This is a genomic window from Sporosarcina contaminans (genome assembly GCF_042679045.1).
Lineage (GTDB): Bacteria > Bacillota > Bacilli > Bacillales_A > Planococcaceae > Sporosarcina > Sporosarcina contaminans.
This window is the reverse complement of record NZ_JBHTLT010000016.1, coordinates 90,247-105,103: the sequence shown is the minus strand read 5'-3', so window position 1 is coordinate 105,103 and position 14,857 is coordinate 90,247. Positions and strand designations below refer to the sequence as shown.

Below are 14,857 nucleotides of genomic sequence, written 5' to 3'. Positions count from 1 at the left end.
TTACTGCCGTATCTATTGTAGTAAAGATGTCAAATTATGTCCACATTTGTATGTCGAGAATCCTATAAAAAATGTCAAACTTCGTCATGTTTCTCTTTATTTTTTCTTAATCTATGCTCGCGGTCCACTTGGTAAATAAATGCGAATACTTCAGCTACAGCTTGGTATAGCTGCTCTGGTATCGTTTCGTCAATATTCAGCTGCCCTAATAATTCTACCAAAGTTGGGTCTTCCTGAATGGGTACATCGTGTTCTTCTGCTTTCTTTAATATATTTTCAGCAATTTTCCCTTTTCCTTTTGCGATTACTTTCGGAGATTCCCCGGAAGTTGGATCATATGATAGCGCTACTGCCTCTTTTCTGACATTTTTTCTTTCGATCATATGCGAAAATCAACCCCTTCACGTTCGGGAATCCTTTTATTGGAACGTTCACTCGCTTTTTTTCCATGCTCCTCAAAATTCTTGAAAAAGATGCCCGAAAATTGATAATCAATTTCTGACAGTCCTTTTTTAAGCCTTTCTACGATCGGCATTCCAATCTGTTTAATCGATTCATCCGCATTAAAAACTGTGATAGAGATGATCCGGTTTTGCACTACCATATCGACAATTGTCTTCTCAAGTGATTGAAGATCTAAATAGAATAATATTCTTGCATAATCTGCATCGATTTTTCCATCTTCTTTCATTCGGCCATTCCATTGCAATGTAGCGTCAATCCGTTTCCCTAAAAATTCTAACGGCAATTGCATGACAATTTGCTGGTTATGACCGACTTCTCCAGATTGCATCATCGGTCCATTCATCCGAAAGAGTAGCTGTTCGGCAACTTCCCTTAACTGCGGTGAAACCGACTGATCTTGCGAAAGAAGGATTAACTGAGGTTTTAAGGCCGCAGACAATCGATCAAAATCCGCTTCTTTTCCAGCTAATGACGCTTCATAGTTGAAGCCCATAGAAGTAATAATTGATCGCATAGCTTCTCTTATAATTTTGCCATCAATCGCAGTATCTACAGCAGCTTGAGCACTTTGCATGATGTCTTTTACGATTGGTGATGAAGACTGTTGGGCCAATTGCCGAATCGATGCAGCTTGGTCTGCAGCTTCTCTGGTTAAAAAATGCAAGTGATCCTGCGTTTGTCTTTCCGAAAGGAAGACAGATGATTGGAATGGCTTCAAAACTGCATCTACTGCACTTAACTTAGCTATAAGCACACTGATTTGCCTAACTTCCGGACTCTCCTTTAAAGAGGCTGTCGAGGCATTTGAGAGCTTATGAAGTGCATTTAGTAATTCTGTTTTTTGCTTAGCCGGAATATCATTGGCATTTTCAATCGTTTGTCGGATCGAAGCTAAAATACGGGCTGCCTGCTCAGCAATATTGGCTTTTCCATTGAACGCCGCCCAATCTTGAATCACTTTGTGCACAGTCGGCGAAGCGTTTTCAAATATATTTCTTAGCAAAGCGTTGTTTCGAGAGGGGAGTTGCTGTTCATTCGATTGTTTATCGCGCTGTGTTGGTATGTCTCCCATCATTTCATGAATAACTGACGGCAAGTTTGCAAGCGATGTTCTTATTGGCAATACGCCTGCCTGCTTAAGCAACTGCAAAACTGCAAATCGCTCTTCTCTTCCCACAGAAGTTTCTAACAACTTGTTTAACGCATTTGCAATAATCGAACGTTCAACTGCTTGATCAGTTTGTTTCCCCATCCCATTCAGGAGGGAAGAAAGATGCGATTTCGCTTGTTCTGACAAAGCATTCTCATTATTTAGCGCTTTAGATAAAGCCGCAATGAGATGATGCAAGCCTTCCCTCGTCTCAACACCAATTAAAGAGTTGAAGTGGTTGATCGTCAATGGCAATCTCATGTCCAATAACTTGTGTATCGCTGACAATGCTTCGTTGCGAAGTGCAGCTGGAACTGTTTTCAGCAATTTCTCTGCTTCTAATAAATTGTCTCGCGAAATTGGCAGTTTCTGCTTTAAGACGTAGTTTAATAAACTTTGCATTTCCGATGTCTTTGGCAATTGCATTGATTCCAATAAGGATGACAGCTGCCGTGATAAACTTTCATCTGTCCGGAGTGGTCCTGAAATCATTTTCAGTTGTAGTTCGGGTTCTGTTGACTTTACTTGAAAGTAATAAGAATCACCCGCTTTCATCGGCACTTCTAATTTGGCAATCAATCGCTGTCCGCCAATTTGCACTTCTGCCATCTGGCCTGGGAATAGCTGCTTAATTTGACCATGGAACATTTGCCCTTCCCGCAATACGAGCGGAGATGAACTGCTATTTGTTGATTGGATAGTTGTCAAATTCGGAATTAAAGGATGGCTCATCGGCCTCCCTCCTTTTCAGCATAGATTTGATCGGTTCGAACGTTTTCCTATGATGTTCACAAGGGCCGTGCATGTATAACGCTTCAAGGTGATCCGCTGTTCCGTAGCCCGCATTGTTTTTAAACTTGTACATTGGATATTCATTATCCAACTCGTCCATTAAATGATCACGGGTTGTTTTCGCTAAAATCGATGCAGCAGCAATTGCCAAGCTTTGTGCATCTCCTTTAATAATCGCTTCGGATGGACAGCTAACAGTTAATTGCATCGCATCCGCTATGACAATGTCTGGTTTTATTGGCAGCTGTTCAACAGTTCTTTCCATCGACTCCCTCGTCGCAGCGTAAATGTTGAGTTCATCTATGCGCCGTGCCGATTGAATATGTACCGCGTAGCTGACCGCTATGTCACGAATAATAGCTGCATAACGTTCTCTTTCACTTTTCGATATTTTTTTAGAATCGTCTAAACCGATAAGTTCCTGTGCATCTTCAGGTAATATAACCGCCGCACATACAACCGGTCCTGCCAACGGTCCTCTTCCTGCCTCATCAATTCCCGCAACCAAATCTCCTGCAAAGCGTTTAAATTGCTTATCAAACGATTTCTTTTCTTCATAAGCAATTAATTTTCGCTTTCTTTTTTCATTCTCGCGGTGCCACCTCTTTAGTGCAGTCTGAACACCCGCTCTTTCATCAGCTGCCAACTCTTCTATCCATGGCATCATTTCCAATGTTTTTTTTAATGCATTCGATATTTCTTTCACTGTTTTCACTGCCATCACCTATGTATGATCTATTTTTAATATGTAAGTACTATCACGTTACACTTTATATCGGTCAGATTATGGAGATTTTGCCTTTTCATAAATAGAAAAGGCCGATTGTCATGGATTATTCCACGACCCCATCGACCTGTTCTTCTATTTCGTTTGTAAAATCAAATGTTAATTTGCCAAGGTGCTCATTGCGGATATCTTGGATGATCAACTCCGCGACTTTGTCGTAGTCAATCTCTCCTCCTTGGGTGTACGCTTTACGATCTTCACCGATTTTATTGAAAACCGACAAAATGTCCTCGCCAATTTCACGAATGCCATATCTTTCTAAAAGCCTTTCTGGATAATGTTTTTCTAAGAAACGCAGGCCGTAAACAGACAAATTTTCCATGTTGACGACCGTGTCTTTTATTGCACCAGTTAAAGCCAATTTGTATCCGACCGCCTGATCTTCAAATTTCGGCCATAAAATTCCCGGTGTATCCAACAGTTCTAATTCTTTCCCAAATTTAATCCACTGTTGCGCCTTCGTTACACCTGGCTTATTTCCTGTTTTAGCGATATTTTTCTTTGCCAACCGGTTAATGAGCGTTGACTTCCCGACATTTGGTATGCCGACAATCATTGCCCGAATCGCTCCAGGGCGAATGCCTCGCTTTTTCATTCTTTCTATTTTAGGTGTTAGGATTTCCTTCGCTGCTTTCGTTACTGCTGCAAGCCCTTTTCCTTCAAACGAATTGATGGCAACTGCAGGAATGCCCTCTTTTTCAAAGTAATGAATCCATCGTTCTGTTTCTTTACTATCTGCTAAATCCATTTTATTTAATATTAGCAGTCTCGGTTTTTGTTGTATTACTTCATCAATCATCGGATTGCGCGACGATAAAGGGAGCCTGGCATCAATCAATTCAAAAACGATGTCAACTAATTTCAGTTGCTCAGTCACTTCACGTCTCGCTTTGGCCATATGGCCTGGAAACCATTGGATAGTCATCACTATCCCGTCCTTTCTTTACTTGACAATACCGAAGTCTTTAATCGGCCAAAACACGAATTTTGTACTACCGATAATTTCATCGATCGCTACTGCTCCGATATGTCTTGAGTCTTTACTTTTTCGTCGATTATCGCCCATGACGAATACATGTCCTTCCGGCACTGTATCACTGTCTATTTTATCCTCTAACACGAAGTCTTCAGTCAAAGGGCCATCGTTCACGGTTTTCTTATATTGTTCCAAATACGGTTCGTCGTATGGCTTACCGTTAATATACAAAACATCATCTTTATATTCGACTGTATCGCCCGGAAGCCCGATCACCCGTTTAATATAATCCTTCTGTTCTGGAGCATGGAACACAACGATATCAAACCGTTCAGGCTTACCTAACGTATAACCGATCTTATTGACAATCATCTTATCTCCATGTTCTAATGTCGGCATCATTGAAATGCCATCGACGACGATCGGAGTAAATAAAAAGATGCGAATGACCGCAGCAAGCCCAAACGCGATCAATAAAGCTTTAATCCATTCATAAGTTTCATTCTTTTTCTTTTTTTCGTCCATTCACTGAAGCCTCCCGCCAAACTACTATCCCTATTGTACAGTCTATTCATATTTGAGGCAAAAAGAAAGGAGACCAAAAATAGGCCCCCATTTTTATGTATAATCGGATTCAGTAAAAAGACAAACAGCGAGGATTGCTCCCCGCTGTTTGGATATTATCGGATTTCTTTGATACGAGCGGCTTTTCCGCGTAGGCTGCGAAGGTAGTACAATTTCGCACGGCGTACTTTACCACGGCGTGTCACTTCGATTTTAGCGATTTTTGGTGTGTGTACAGGGAATGTACGTTCAACGCCTACACCGTTAGAGATTTTACGGACTGTGAATGTTTCACTGATTCCGCCTCCACGACGTTTAATGACGACACCTTCGAAAATTTGGATACGCTCACGTGTACCCTCGATGATTTTCACGTGCAAGCGGACAGTGTCCCCAGGACGGAAATCTGGATGATCAGTACGAAGCTGATCTTTTGTAATTTCTGCAATAATGTTTTGCATGATTTTCTCTCCTTCTCCACAGATGCTCTTGCATCTCTTGCCTTTGCAGCGGAACATCAGTCATATGTACTCCATAGAAGCACATAGTAGATCATACCATAAACGACAAGCCTTCGCAAGATAATCTGTTAATTTTTTTCTGCTTTCAACTGCTCCAACAACCTTTTCTGATGATCAGTTAAAGGTGCAACGTCTAACAAGTCTTTGCGCCGATGAAATGTACGAAGTAAAGATTGCTCCTGTCGCCATTTTTCAATTTCGGCATGGTTCCCCGATAAAAGTACATCCGGAACTTTCATCCCATTGAAATCCGCCGGCCTCGTATATTGCGGATGCTCTAAAAGCCCTGTCGAAAATGAATCTAACACGGGAGAATCTGAATTTCCTAATACATTCGGTAATAACCGGACAATGCTGTCGATCATCGCCATTGCGGCAATCTCTCCACCTGTCAATACAAAATCGCCGATTGAGAGTTCGTCGGTAACTAAGTATTCGCGGATTCTCTCGTCATACCCTTCATAATGGCCACATAGGAAAACGATATGGTCCTCACCTGAGAGCTCTTCCGCTTTTTTCTGGTCGAAGCGTTCCCCTTGGGGACACATAAGTAAAATACGAGGCTTTTTCTCCGTCCCTTTCGTCAAATCTTCAACTGCCGCAAAAAGCGGTTCTGGTTTTAGAACCATTCCCGCACCGCCGCCATACGGATAATCATCTACTTTCTTATGCTTATTCCCGGAGTACTCCCGGAAATCCACGACATGAAAGGAGACCGCATCGTTTTCCTGTGCTTTTTTCATAATGGAAGAATGCAACACACCTTCAAACATTTCCGGGAATAGGGATAGTACGTCAATTTTCATCATGAAAGAAGCCCTTCCAACGGATCGATGACAATTTTTTTATTTTCAATATCAATTGCCTTTACGACGTCATCAATATACGGTATATAATGCGGCTTTCCCGTTTGAGGTGTAACTGTCCAAACGTCGTTCGACCCTGTTTCAAGAATTTCAGTCACTTTCCCAATCAATTCGCCCGCTTCTGTATAAACCTCACAGCCGATAATTTCGTAGTAATAAAATTCCCCTTCTTCCAACTCGCCCAATTGCTCTTCAGACACTTTCAATATGCCATCTCTATATTTTTCAACATCATTAATATTCGGGTGTCCTTCGAATGTAAGCAAGTCAAAGTTTTTATGCTTACGATGACTTGCAACAATTAAACGGATCGGCTTTTTCCCATCCGGGAGAAAGAGCGTCAATTCATTGCCCACCGCGTATCTTTCTTCTGGAAAGTCAGTCCTCGAAATCACCCGGACTTCCCCCCGGATACCGTGCGTATTTACAATCTTTCCTACATTGAACCATTGCATATTGCACACCATCCTTTCTAAGCAGAATATAGGATTGTTCCACACATGTAAACAAAAAAGGAAGGACTTAGGTGGGCCCTCCCTTTCAATCGACTATATCTAAGTAAACTCTTTTGCCGTGGTGACTGCCTGCCGCTGAATAAACAATGGTGCGAATCGCTTTTGCTACACGCCCTTGTTTTCCGATCACTTTCCCCATATCTACAGGATTGACGGAAAGTTTGTAAGTGATACGATGATTTTGTTCATCTTTATCGACCCGAACATCTTCCGGATGATCGACTAATGGTTTTACAATCGTTTCGATCAGCTGCCTCATGTACACCCCTCCTGATTATCCCGTATCTACGGGCAGTAAGACTTTACGTATAACATGCGTTCATTTGCAATCAATCGAGCATCCGTTATGTCTTTGAATGCCCGATTGGTTCAACTTACTTACCGTATTTTGCGTTATGGAATTTCTCCATGATGCCTTGCTCTGAGAACAGGTTACGAACTGTATCAGATGGTTTCGCACCATTTTGAAGCCATTTAAGAGCCAATTCTTCATCGATTTTCACTTCTGCAGGTTTTGTAAGTGGGTTATACGTACCTACTGTTTCGATTTGACGGCCATCACGTGGTGAACGTGAATCTGCTACAACAATACGATAAAAAGGAGTTTTCTTTGCTCCCATACGTTTAAGACGAATTTTTACTGACATTTTTACTTGCACCTCCGAATAGTTTCACACAAGATAGTATATTATCAAGGTTTCTTATGTTTGTAAAGTGTTTTTTCTTAACACCTACTATAAAATGAATTCGCCATAGAAAATGGCCAATTTCACTTTACCTTTCATCGCTATAAGCCGATTTGCTATTCAAAATTCAACTAGGGATAAATAAAAGCGTACGCTGCTTATTTGAAAAATGAATCGAAGCCTGGCATTTTCATTTTCTTTTTCCCTTTTGTTTGCATATTGGTCATTTGCTTAACCATTTTCTTCATTTCATCAAATTGCTTTAAAAGCCTGTTCACTTCTTGAATCGATGTGCCTGAACCTTTGGCAATCCTTTTTTTACGATTCGCATTAATGATTTCAGGTGTTGTGCGCTCTTCAATCGTCATAGAATAAATGACCGCTTCTACCCGGCCCATTTGACTTTCATCGACTTGAGCATTTTCAAGACCTTTGATTTTATTGAAACCAGGCATCATTTTCAATAATTCATCAAGCGGACCCATTTTTTTCACTTGCTGCAGTTGATCCAAAAAGTCATCCAATGTGAAGGTTTGCGTGCGGAATTTCTTTTCAAGTTCCTTCGCCTTCTCCTCATCAACATTCGCCTGCGCTTTTTCAATGAGAGACATAACGTCGCCCATACCTAAAATCCTTGAAGCCATACGTTCAGGGTGGAACGGTTCCAAGGCATCCATTTTCTCGCCCATACCGACAAATTTAATCGGTTTTTGCGTTACAGAACGGATGGACAATGCAGCCCCGCCTCGAGTATCCCCGTCGAGCTTCGTCAAAACGACTCCTGTAATGCCGATTGCATCATCAAAAGACTTAGCAACATTGACAGCATCTTGGCCGGTCATCGCATCAACTACAAGGAAAACTTCATCCGGTTTGCTCAATTCCCTAATGTCTTTCAGTTCTTGCATTAACTCTTCATCGACATGCAAACGGCCAGCCGTATCAATGATGACAACATCATGATGTTCCTTTTCAGCTTCTGATAGCGCTTGACGGGTGATTTCGACAGGCGAAACATCCGTACCGAGTGAAAATACCGGCATCGTAAGTTGTTTGCCAAGAGTTTGCAATTGCTGAATAGCAGCTGGTCGATAGACGTCCGCAGCAACTAATAGCGGTTTTTTATTATGCCGTTTACGCAGCACTGTTGCTAACTTTCCTGTCGTCGTCGTTTTACCGGCCCCCTGAAGACCTACCATCATAATGACGGTAGGTGACTTTCTCGCAAACTGTATCGGATTTTGCTCTCCGCCCATTAAGTTCGTCAATTCATCTTGGACAATTTTGACCACTTGCTGGCCAGGCGTCAAGCTTTTCATGACATCTTGCCCGACAGCGCGCTCACTAACGGTTTTGACGAATTCTTTTACAACTTTCAAGTTGACGTCCGCTTCGATCAGCGCAAAACGGACTTCACGCATCATCTCTTTTACATCTGCTTCGCTAATTTTTCCTTTGCCCGTAATTTTTTGAAGCGTCCCTTGCAGGCGCTGGGCTAAACCTTCAAATGCCATGCATAGACCCCCCCTACTCATGATCTTTTAATGCGGTAAGCAATGCCCGCACTTCTTTGGATTGATCGTCATCGCCAGTTACAATTTGTTCGAGCTGCTCAACGATTTCCACCCTTTTTTGAAATTTCGAAAAGAGTTTCAATTTCGCTTCATAATCTTCTAACATCGCTTCTGTTCTCCGGACATTGTCATAGACAGCTTGTCTTGAAACGCCATATTCCTCAGCAATTTCTCCGAGGGACAGGTCATCCAAGTAGTACAACTGCATATATATTCTTTGCTTGTCAGTCAACAGCGTCTGATAAAAGTCATAGAGGAAGTTTATGCGCGTCGTTTTTTCAAGCATCATAACCTCGCCTCCCCATGTCATCTTATAATGCCGCACATTAAGTGTCAAGTAATTTTACTTGTCTTTATTAGAACCGCAAAGATGTTAAAAGAAGCATCATTCCTCTTCCTTCATTTCCAATTCCAAGCCTTCTGCAAACAATCCGTAAACATATTTTTCTGGATCGAACGGCTGTAAATCATCCATTCCTTCACCAAGACCGACAAATTTAACTGGGATATTCAATTTATTGCGGATTGCAAGTACGATGCCGCCCTTCGCTGTTCCGTCTAATTTCGTCAATACAATTCCAGTTACGTTCGTCGCTTCTTTAAACGTTTCTGCTTGGATTAACGCGTTTTGACCAGTTGTTGCATCCAATGCCAATAGCACCTCGTGTGGAGCGCCTTCAATTTCTTTTCCGATGACACGATGCACTTTTTCAAGCTCATTCATTAAATTTACTTTATTTTGCAATCTGCCAGCAGTATCACAGATTAAAACATCGACATTTCTATTTTTTGCCGCACGGATCGCATCATACATTACTGCGGCCGGATCAGATCCTTCCGACTGCCTGATCACTTCTACGCCTACCCGTTCACCCCATACAACAAGCTGGTCGATTGCTCCCGCTCTGAACGTATCGCCTGCTGCTAACATAACTGTTTTTCCTTCACTTTTGAAACGAGCCGCCAATTTGCCGATTGTCGTCGTCTTGCCGACTCCATTGACACCAACCATTAAAATTACTGTCAAATCATCTTGCATATTCAATTCAGTATCTAATTCCTCGCCAGCTCTATAAATTTCTACGAGCTTTTCGGAAATGACGGATTGAATGCCGGCAGTATCTTTAATATTTTTCCTTTGAACTTCAAACTTTAATTGGTCGATTAACTCCATTACCGTTTCAACACCAACGTCAGCTTGCAATAGAAGCTCTTCCAATTCCTCGAAAAATTCTTCGTCCACTTCACGGAAACGAGCGACTAAGTCATTCACTTTAGATGTAAAGGAATCACGAGTTTTCGCCAAACCTTCCTTGAATTTTTCCGATACCGCCTCATTTGTTCCAGTAATTTTCTCTTTTAACTTTTTAAAAAAAGACATTTCAATCTCTCCTTTTACTTTTCCAATGAATCTGCATCGATACATCGACATCCATAACGATATGGCTTTTCATTCTATAGAATCCGGCTGCCTGCGCTTTTGTTTCATCCAGGCTCCAGCAGCCATCCCCTCGAGGTCGCTTCAATTTTGAATTGGAAGACAAAAAACGTCTTCCAGTTCAAAATCTCCAGCGCTTGTCGGGGATTAGCAGGCTGCCTGCGCTTTTGTTTCAACTCATTACTTCTGCGGGCATTTCGGATAGTTTGACGGATATAAGCTTTGATACACCTGATTCCTGCATTGTTATGCCGTAGAGGACGTCTGCTCCTTCCATCGTGCCTTTTCGATGCGTTATGACAATGAATTGCGTCCTCTCAGAGAACTTTTTCAAATATCTACTATAGCGGATGACATTTGCCTCATCGAGTGCAGCTTCTACTTCATCCAATATGCAAAACGGAACAGGTCTAACTTCAATAATGGAAAACAGTAAAGTGATTGCTGTTAATGCACGTTCTCCACCAGATAATAGACTTAGGTTTTGCAGTTTCTTCCCAGGTGGCCTTGCGACAATTTCAACACCTGTTTCAAGTAGATTATCAGGCTGTGTTAGGATCAAATCTGCATCCCCGCCACCAAACATTTCTTTGAAAACGAGGTGGAATCTATTTTTAACAGCATTGAATGTCGTACTGAACCGCATTTCCATCTCGCGATCCATTTCATCCATCGCTTCATTAAGTGTATTTTTCGCATCGATCAAATCATTCCGCTGTTCAGTTAGAAAAGCATGACGCTCTGATACATCTTTATATTCTTGAATCGAGCCCGGATTGACTGGTCCAATTTGTTCCAACTCCGCCTTTAGTGAATCCACCTTAACTCGGGCCGCTTCCACGTCAAATTGTTCAACCGAATCAAAATCAGGATACAATCCATATTCATCCAATAAACGGTTTGTGATTGATTCATACTTCACTTCCAGTCGAGAAAAAGCAACACGCAGCTCGTTTAAAGAACCGACTGCCTTGGAAGATTCAGCACGCAAATCCGATAATGTTTTTTCGGATTGATCCAAGGATGCTGATAGTTCTCCCCTTTTACCTTTTTGTTCGTTTAAGGAAATTTCCATATCCTTCTTTCTTTTCGAAGCTTCTTCAATGCGTGCATTTATTTCTTCTGGAGATAAATCAATACCCATCTCATCTTCCGAATAAAGTGCTTGCTCATCTAACAAAGAGCTTATTTTTTGTTCTGTCAATGTTAGAGACTGCTTCAACTCATGGATGGTAGATAGCTGATGTCCATTCTGTTCCCTTAATACCGCAGTTTTCTCTCGCAGTTCTGACTGCTTATTTTGCAGCGCAGCCTCTTCATTCCGACGATCCGCCGCTAACCGTTCAAGCGTATCTACTTCAGCTTGGATGGATACAAGGGATTTTTTAACTTCCCCATGTCTACGAAGCAGTTTTTCTTTTCTGTCGTTCAACTCTGTACCAACATGCAGCGCACCAGCTCGCCCGTTTTCCGCTACAGAAATTTCGGATTCAACAGTTCTAATTTCTACATTTAACTCACGAATTCGCACATCGATCGTGGACATTTCTACTTGTAAGCTTTCCAAGGTGCTTCGATACGTATCTTTCTCGTGCATATGTTTTGCGACAGCCATTTTAGAGTCGCTAATTTTTCGATGCCCAATTTCTATCGAGGAAGCCATGCGTTCCACTTGGCTCGTTAATGTCTCCAACTCAGCTTTTCTTGAAAAGACGGATGATTGACCTTTAGCCCCTCCTCCTGTCAATGAACCTCCCGCATTGACGACGTCGCCATCAAGCGTAACGACACGGTAGCGATAACCGATCGATTTGGCAATTGCTGAAGCACCTGCAAGCGTTTTAGCAACAATTGAATTTCCTAATAGATTTTCCGCTATAATTCTAAATTCGGAATCGGTTTGCACAAGTCGATCTGCTGTACCGACAAATTCTGGATGACTTTCGGCAATTTGGATCGTTGCATACGGAATTGTTCTCGATTTCATAACATCACGGGGCAAAAAAGTAGCCCTGCCCGCATTCCGCTGTTTTAAATAGGCAATTGCATTTCTCGCCTCTTTTTCCGTTTGCGTAATAATATGCTGCATTGCGCCGCCTAAAGCAGTCTCAACCGCTTTCATATATTGGTCATCAACATGGATCAATTCAGCTACAGCTCCATCGATGCCTGCTAATCTTCCTTCTTTTTTAGCTACTAATATCGCTTTGACACCTGAATAGAATCCAGAAAAATCCGCTTCCATGCTTTGTAATGCACGCAATCTTCCTTGCATTTCCGACTGCTTATTCAATGCTTGATGCATCATTTGCTGCTGTCCTGACAATTCTTTCTCTGATTCATTATACAGGCGATCCGCTTCTCGATAGGATAGCTCTACCTCTTCCTTCCGCTTTTTCAATCCGGATAAGACAGATAACTGTTCTTCACGTTCTGCGTTCAGCTCCAACAATTTCTTTTGAAGGACAGCGGTTTGTTCAGTAATACGATCAGAAGACGTTTTTTCGCCTTCAAGCCGCTCCTCTACATGCCTTAACTCACTGCGTAATGTCGCTTCTTCATTGAGCTGTTCAATATAATTAGACTTCAATTCTTCAATTTCCACTTCGGTCTCTTTTACCGAGCGCTTTAAAATTTGTGAAATCTCGTTCATTTCTGTTTGTAGCTTTTCTAATTCTGAAGTTGTAGTCGCTACGATTGCTTCTGCGCTTTCTAATTTTAAGGATAATGCTTCTTTCTCTTTTTTCGCTGCCGATAGCTCATTTTCAATTCGGTTTATTTGCTGCTCGCTATTTTTCCGTTTTTCTAATGAAAGCAAGCGCCGCCCTTCCCATTTTTCAGTTTCAGCGCTCATTTCGATAAGCTGTTTCTGATAATGGTTTATTTGTTCATCAATCTTGTTCAATTCCGTTTTCGTAGCATTTACTTGTTGCTCCGTTAACAAAATTTTCTTTTCCATTTGTTCTTGTTCAGATTGACGCAATTCAATTTGCTCTGCTTTTAAAAGCATTTCTTCTCTTAATTTCGAACCATCGAAATTCAATAATTGGACATCCACATCCCGAATTTCCCTTGAAAGATATTGATGCCTTTCAGCCGCTTCAGCATTTTGCCGGAGAGGTTCAATACGGTTATCAAGCTCTTTTAAAATGTCCAAAACACGGTCTAGGTTATCTTGCGTCTCAAATAGCTTATGTTCGGCTTTCCGCTTTCTCGTTTTGTACTTCAAAACGCCTGCTGCTTCGTCAAAAATACTTCTTCGATCTTCCGGACGGCTATTCAAAATCTCATCGACCCGTCCTTGGGAAATGATTGAAAAAGCTTCTTTCCCAACACCTGAATCCATAAATACATCGTTAATGTCTTTTAGGCGACACTGCTGTCCATTCAGTAAATAGACACTTTCACCAGAACGGAATACTCGTCGGCTGACACTGATCTCAGTATAGTCTAGAGGGAACAAGCCATTTGTATTGTCAAGAATAAGCGACACTTCTGCAAAGTTTAACGGTTTACGTGAATCGCTTCCTGCAAAGATGACATCTTCCATCTTCGCTCCACGCAAAGACTTGGCGGATTGCTCGCCTAACACCCACCGGATTGCATCTGTAATATTGCTTTTGCCGCTCCCATTAGGACCGACGATTGCTGTGACCCCCGGTACAAAATCGATGCCAATCCGTTCTGCAAATGATTTGAACCCCACAATCTCGACTCTTTTTAGAAACACAATCAGTTCTCCCCTTCGGCCCGATCATCCGCTATTAACTGGATTGCCTGACGAGCCGCTTCCTGTTCTGCTTCTTTTTTCGATCTTCCAATTCCCATTCCAAGCTCCCTATTATCCAACCGGACGACGGTGACAAACTTTTTCGCATGCGCAGGACCTTTCTCTTCGACAATCTCATAGCTAAGATGGCCTTCATTCGCCTGCTGGACGATTTCTTGCAAGCGGCTTTTATAATCCATCACATGCGAAAAAGTACCGGCCCCGATTTTCGGGAAAACAACTTTTTCAAGGAACTTTGTAACTGGTTCCATCCCTTGATCTAAAAACAACGCTCCGATGAATGCTTCAAACACGTCTGCCAAGAGCGCTGGACGCATTCTTCCACCTGTTTGTTCTTCTCCTTTGCCAAGTAAAATATATTCTCCGAACTTGAGCTCATTTGAAAACTTGACTAATGAAGGCTCACATACGATCGCAGCGCGTAGTTTTGTCAACTCACCTTCGCTCATATTCGGCTCAGCTGCATAAAGATAACGGGATACACCTAACTCCAAAACGGCATCCCCTAAAAATTCAAGCCGCTCATTGTCAGTAAAATTTTTTCTGCGATGTTCATTGACAAAAGACGAATGGGTAAATGCATTGTACAAAAGGGAGCTGTTTTCAAAGCGAATGTCCAAATCTGCTTGCAGCTGTTCAAATTTATTGCGAATATCTACGGGTAATGTTGGTGTGAAATTTCTATTTTTATAATGCCATTTATTTTTCATAGCCGACTCTGCCTTTCAATCCA

At 41.9% G+C, this 14,857-nt stretch carries 16 protein-coding genes; all 16 read right to left on the bottom strand.

Going from position 1 to position 14,857, the window contains the following annotated elements:
• Window positions 1–74: 74 nt before the first annotated feature.
• The 16 genes from ACFQ38_RS03170 to rnc all read right to left on the bottom strand — a co-directional run bounded on the left by ACFQ38_RS03170 (window position 75) and on the right by rnc (window position 14,834).
• On the bottom strand, window positions 75–383 hold the full coding sequence (locus ACFQ38_RS03170) for an EscU/YscU/HrcU family type III secretion system export apparatus switch protein (RefSeq protein WP_336822455.1): 309 nt from the start codon (window positions 381–383) through the stop codon (window positions 75–77).
• Entirely contained in the window at window positions 380–2,347 is a 1,968-nt protein-coding gene (locus ACFQ38_RS03165) for a hypothetical protein (protein WP_381479772.1), read from the bottom strand. The genes ACFQ38_RS03170 and ACFQ38_RS03165 overlap by 4 nt, the downstream gene beginning before the upstream one ends.
• The gene (locus ACFQ38_RS03160) at window positions 2,298–3,128 is read right to left on the bottom strand and encodes a ribonuclease HII (protein WP_381479771.1); all 831 of its coding nucleotides are present in this window, start codon (window positions 3,126–3,128) and stop codon (window positions 2,298–2,300) included. Before ACFQ38_RS03160 ends, ACFQ38_RS03165 begins: the two co-directional genes overlap by 50 nt.
• A gap of 112 nt (window positions 3,129–3,240) precedes the next feature.
• A complete protein-coding gene (ylqF, locus tag ACFQ38_RS03155) occupies window positions 3,241–4,119 on the bottom strand; it encodes a ribosome biogenesis GTPase YlqF (RefSeq protein ID WP_336822452.1) in 879 nt (292 codons plus the stop codon).
• A gap of 18 nt (window positions 4,120–4,137) precedes the next feature.
• On the bottom strand, window positions 4,138–4,695 hold the full coding sequence (gene lepB / locus ACFQ38_RS03150) for a signal peptidase I (RefSeq protein ID WP_336822451.1): 558 nt from the start codon (window positions 4,693–4,695) through the stop codon (window positions 4,138–4,140).
• 155 nt (window positions 4,696–4,850) lie between these two features.
• Complete coding sequence (gene rplS, locus ACFQ38_RS03145) at window positions 4,851–5,195, bottom strand: 50S ribosomal protein L19 (RefSeq protein WP_336822450.1); 345 nt, start codon at window positions 5,193–5,195, stop codon at window positions 4,851–4,853.
• A 128-nt stretch (window positions 5,196–5,323) separates the two neighbouring features.
• Window positions 5,324–6,061 carry a tRNA (guanosine(37)-N1)-methyltransferase TrmD gene (gene trmD / locus ACFQ38_RS03140; RefSeq protein ID WP_336822574.1) on the bottom strand — a complete coding sequence of 246 codons (738 nt, stop codon included), beginning with the start codon at window positions 6,059–6,061 and terminating at the stop codon, window positions 5,324–5,326.
• Window positions 6,061–6,576, bottom strand: a complete 516-nt coding sequence (gene rimM, locus ACFQ38_RS03135; RefSeq protein WP_336822449.1) for a ribosome maturation factor RimM — start codon at window positions 6,574–6,576, stop codon at window positions 6,061–6,063. Before rimM ends, trmD begins: the two co-directional genes overlap by 1 nt.
• An 85-nt stretch (window positions 6,577–6,661) precedes the next feature.
• The gene (locus tag ACFQ38_RS03130; protein WP_336822448.1) at window positions 6,662–6,895 is read right to left on the bottom strand and encodes a KH domain-containing protein; all 234 of its coding nucleotides are present in this window, start codon (window positions 6,893–6,895) and stop codon (window positions 6,662–6,664) included.
• Window positions 6,896–7,010: 115 nt separating this feature from the next.
• Window positions 7,011–7,283 carry a 30S ribosomal protein S16 gene (gene rpsP, locus ACFQ38_RS03125; RefSeq protein WP_060209070.1) on the bottom strand — a complete coding sequence of 91 codons (273 nt, stop codon included), beginning with the start codon at window positions 7,281–7,283 and terminating at the stop codon, window positions 7,011–7,013.
• Window positions 7,284–7,480: 197 nt separating this feature from the next.
• On the bottom strand, window positions 7,481–8,836 hold the full coding sequence (gene ffh / locus ACFQ38_RS03120; protein WP_336822447.1) for a signal recognition particle protein: 1,356 nt from the start codon (window positions 8,834–8,836) through the stop codon (window positions 7,481–7,483).
• Between the two features lie 13 nt (window positions 8,837–8,849).
• On the bottom strand, window positions 8,850–9,185 hold the full coding sequence (locus ACFQ38_RS03115; RefSeq protein WP_336822446.1) for a putative DNA-binding protein: 336 nt from the start codon (window positions 9,183–9,185) through the stop codon (window positions 8,850–8,852).
• A 96-nt stretch (window positions 9,186–9,281) separates the two neighbouring features.
• Window positions 9,282–10,277: a signal recognition particle-docking protein FtsY gene (gene ftsY / locus ACFQ38_RS03110; RefSeq protein ID WP_381479770.1), complete on the bottom strand. Its 996-nt coding sequence runs from the start codon at window positions 10,275–10,277 to the stop codon at window positions 9,282–9,284.
• A 1-nt stretch (window position 10,278) separates the two neighbouring features.
• Entirely contained in the window at window positions 10,279–10,440 is a 162-nt protein-coding gene (locus ACFQ38_RS03105; RefSeq protein ID WP_381479769.1) for a hypothetical protein, read from the bottom strand.
• Window positions 10,441–10,506: 66 nt separating this feature from the next.
• Window positions 10,507–14,064, bottom strand: a complete 3,558-nt coding sequence (smc, locus tag ACFQ38_RS03100) for a chromosome segregation protein SMC (protein WP_381479768.1) — start codon at window positions 14,062–14,064, stop codon at window positions 10,507–10,509.
• Window positions 14,065–14,066: 2 nt separating this feature from the next.
• Window positions 14,067–14,834, bottom strand: a complete 768-nt coding sequence (gene rnc, locus ACFQ38_RS03095) for a ribonuclease III (protein ID WP_336823081.1) — start codon at window positions 14,832–14,834, stop codon at window positions 14,067–14,069.
• Window positions 14,835–14,857 lie beyond the last annotated feature (23 nt).

Excerpts from the sequence above, each read along its gene's own strand:
- ACFQ38_RS03170 (WP_336822455.1), bottom strand. The coding sequence starts at position 383 with ATGATCGAAAGAAAAAATGTCAGAAAAGAGGCAGTAGCGCTATCATAT.
- ACFQ38_RS03165 (WP_381479772.1), bottom strand. The coding sequence starts at position 2,347 with ATGAGCCATCCTTTAATTCCGAATTTGACAACTATCCAATCAACAAAT.
- ACFQ38_RS03160 (WP_381479771.1), bottom strand. The coding sequence starts at position 3,128 with ATGGCAGTGAAAACAGTGAAAGAAATATCGAATGCATTAAAAAAAACA.
- ylqF (WP_336822452.1), bottom strand. The coding sequence starts at position 4,119 with ATGACTATCCAATGGTTTCCAGGCCATATGGCCAAAGCGAGACGTGAA.
- lepB (WP_336822451.1), bottom strand. The coding sequence starts at position 4,695 with ATGGACGAAAAAAAGAAAAAGAATGAAACTTATGAATGGATTAAAGCT.
- rplS (WP_336822450.1), bottom strand. The coding sequence starts at position 5,195 with ATGCAAAACATTATTGCAGAAATTACAAAAGATCAGCTTCGTACTGAT.
- trmD (WP_336822574.1), bottom strand. The coding sequence starts at position 6,061 with ATGAAAATTGACGTACTATCCCTATTCCCGGAAATGTTTGAAGGTGTG.
- rimM (WP_336822449.1), bottom strand. The coding sequence starts at position 6,576 with ATGCAATGGTTCAATGTAGGAAAGATTGTAAATACGCACGGTATCCGG.
- ACFQ38_RS03130 (WP_336822448.1), bottom strand. The coding sequence starts at position 6,895 with ATGAGGCAGCTGATCGAAACGATTGTAAAACCATTAGTCGATCATCCG.
- rpsP (WP_060209070.1), bottom strand. The coding sequence starts at position 7,283 with ATGTCAGTAAAAATTCGTCTTAAACGTATGGGAGCAAAGAAAACTCCT.
- ffh (WP_336822447.1), bottom strand. The coding sequence starts at position 8,836 with ATGGCATTTGAAGGTTTAGCCCAGCGCCTGCAAGGGACGCTTCAAAAA.
- ACFQ38_RS03115 (WP_336822446.1), bottom strand. The coding sequence starts at position 9,185 with ATGATGCTTGAAAAAACGACGCGCATAAACTTCCTCTATGACTTTTAT.
- ftsY (WP_381479770.1), bottom strand. The coding sequence starts at position 10,277 with ATGTCTTTTTTTAAAAAGTTAAAAGAGAAAATTACTGGAACAAATGAG.
- rnc (WP_336823081.1), bottom strand. The coding sequence starts at position 14,834 with ATGAAAAATAAATGGCATTATAAAAATAGAAATTTCACACCAACATTA.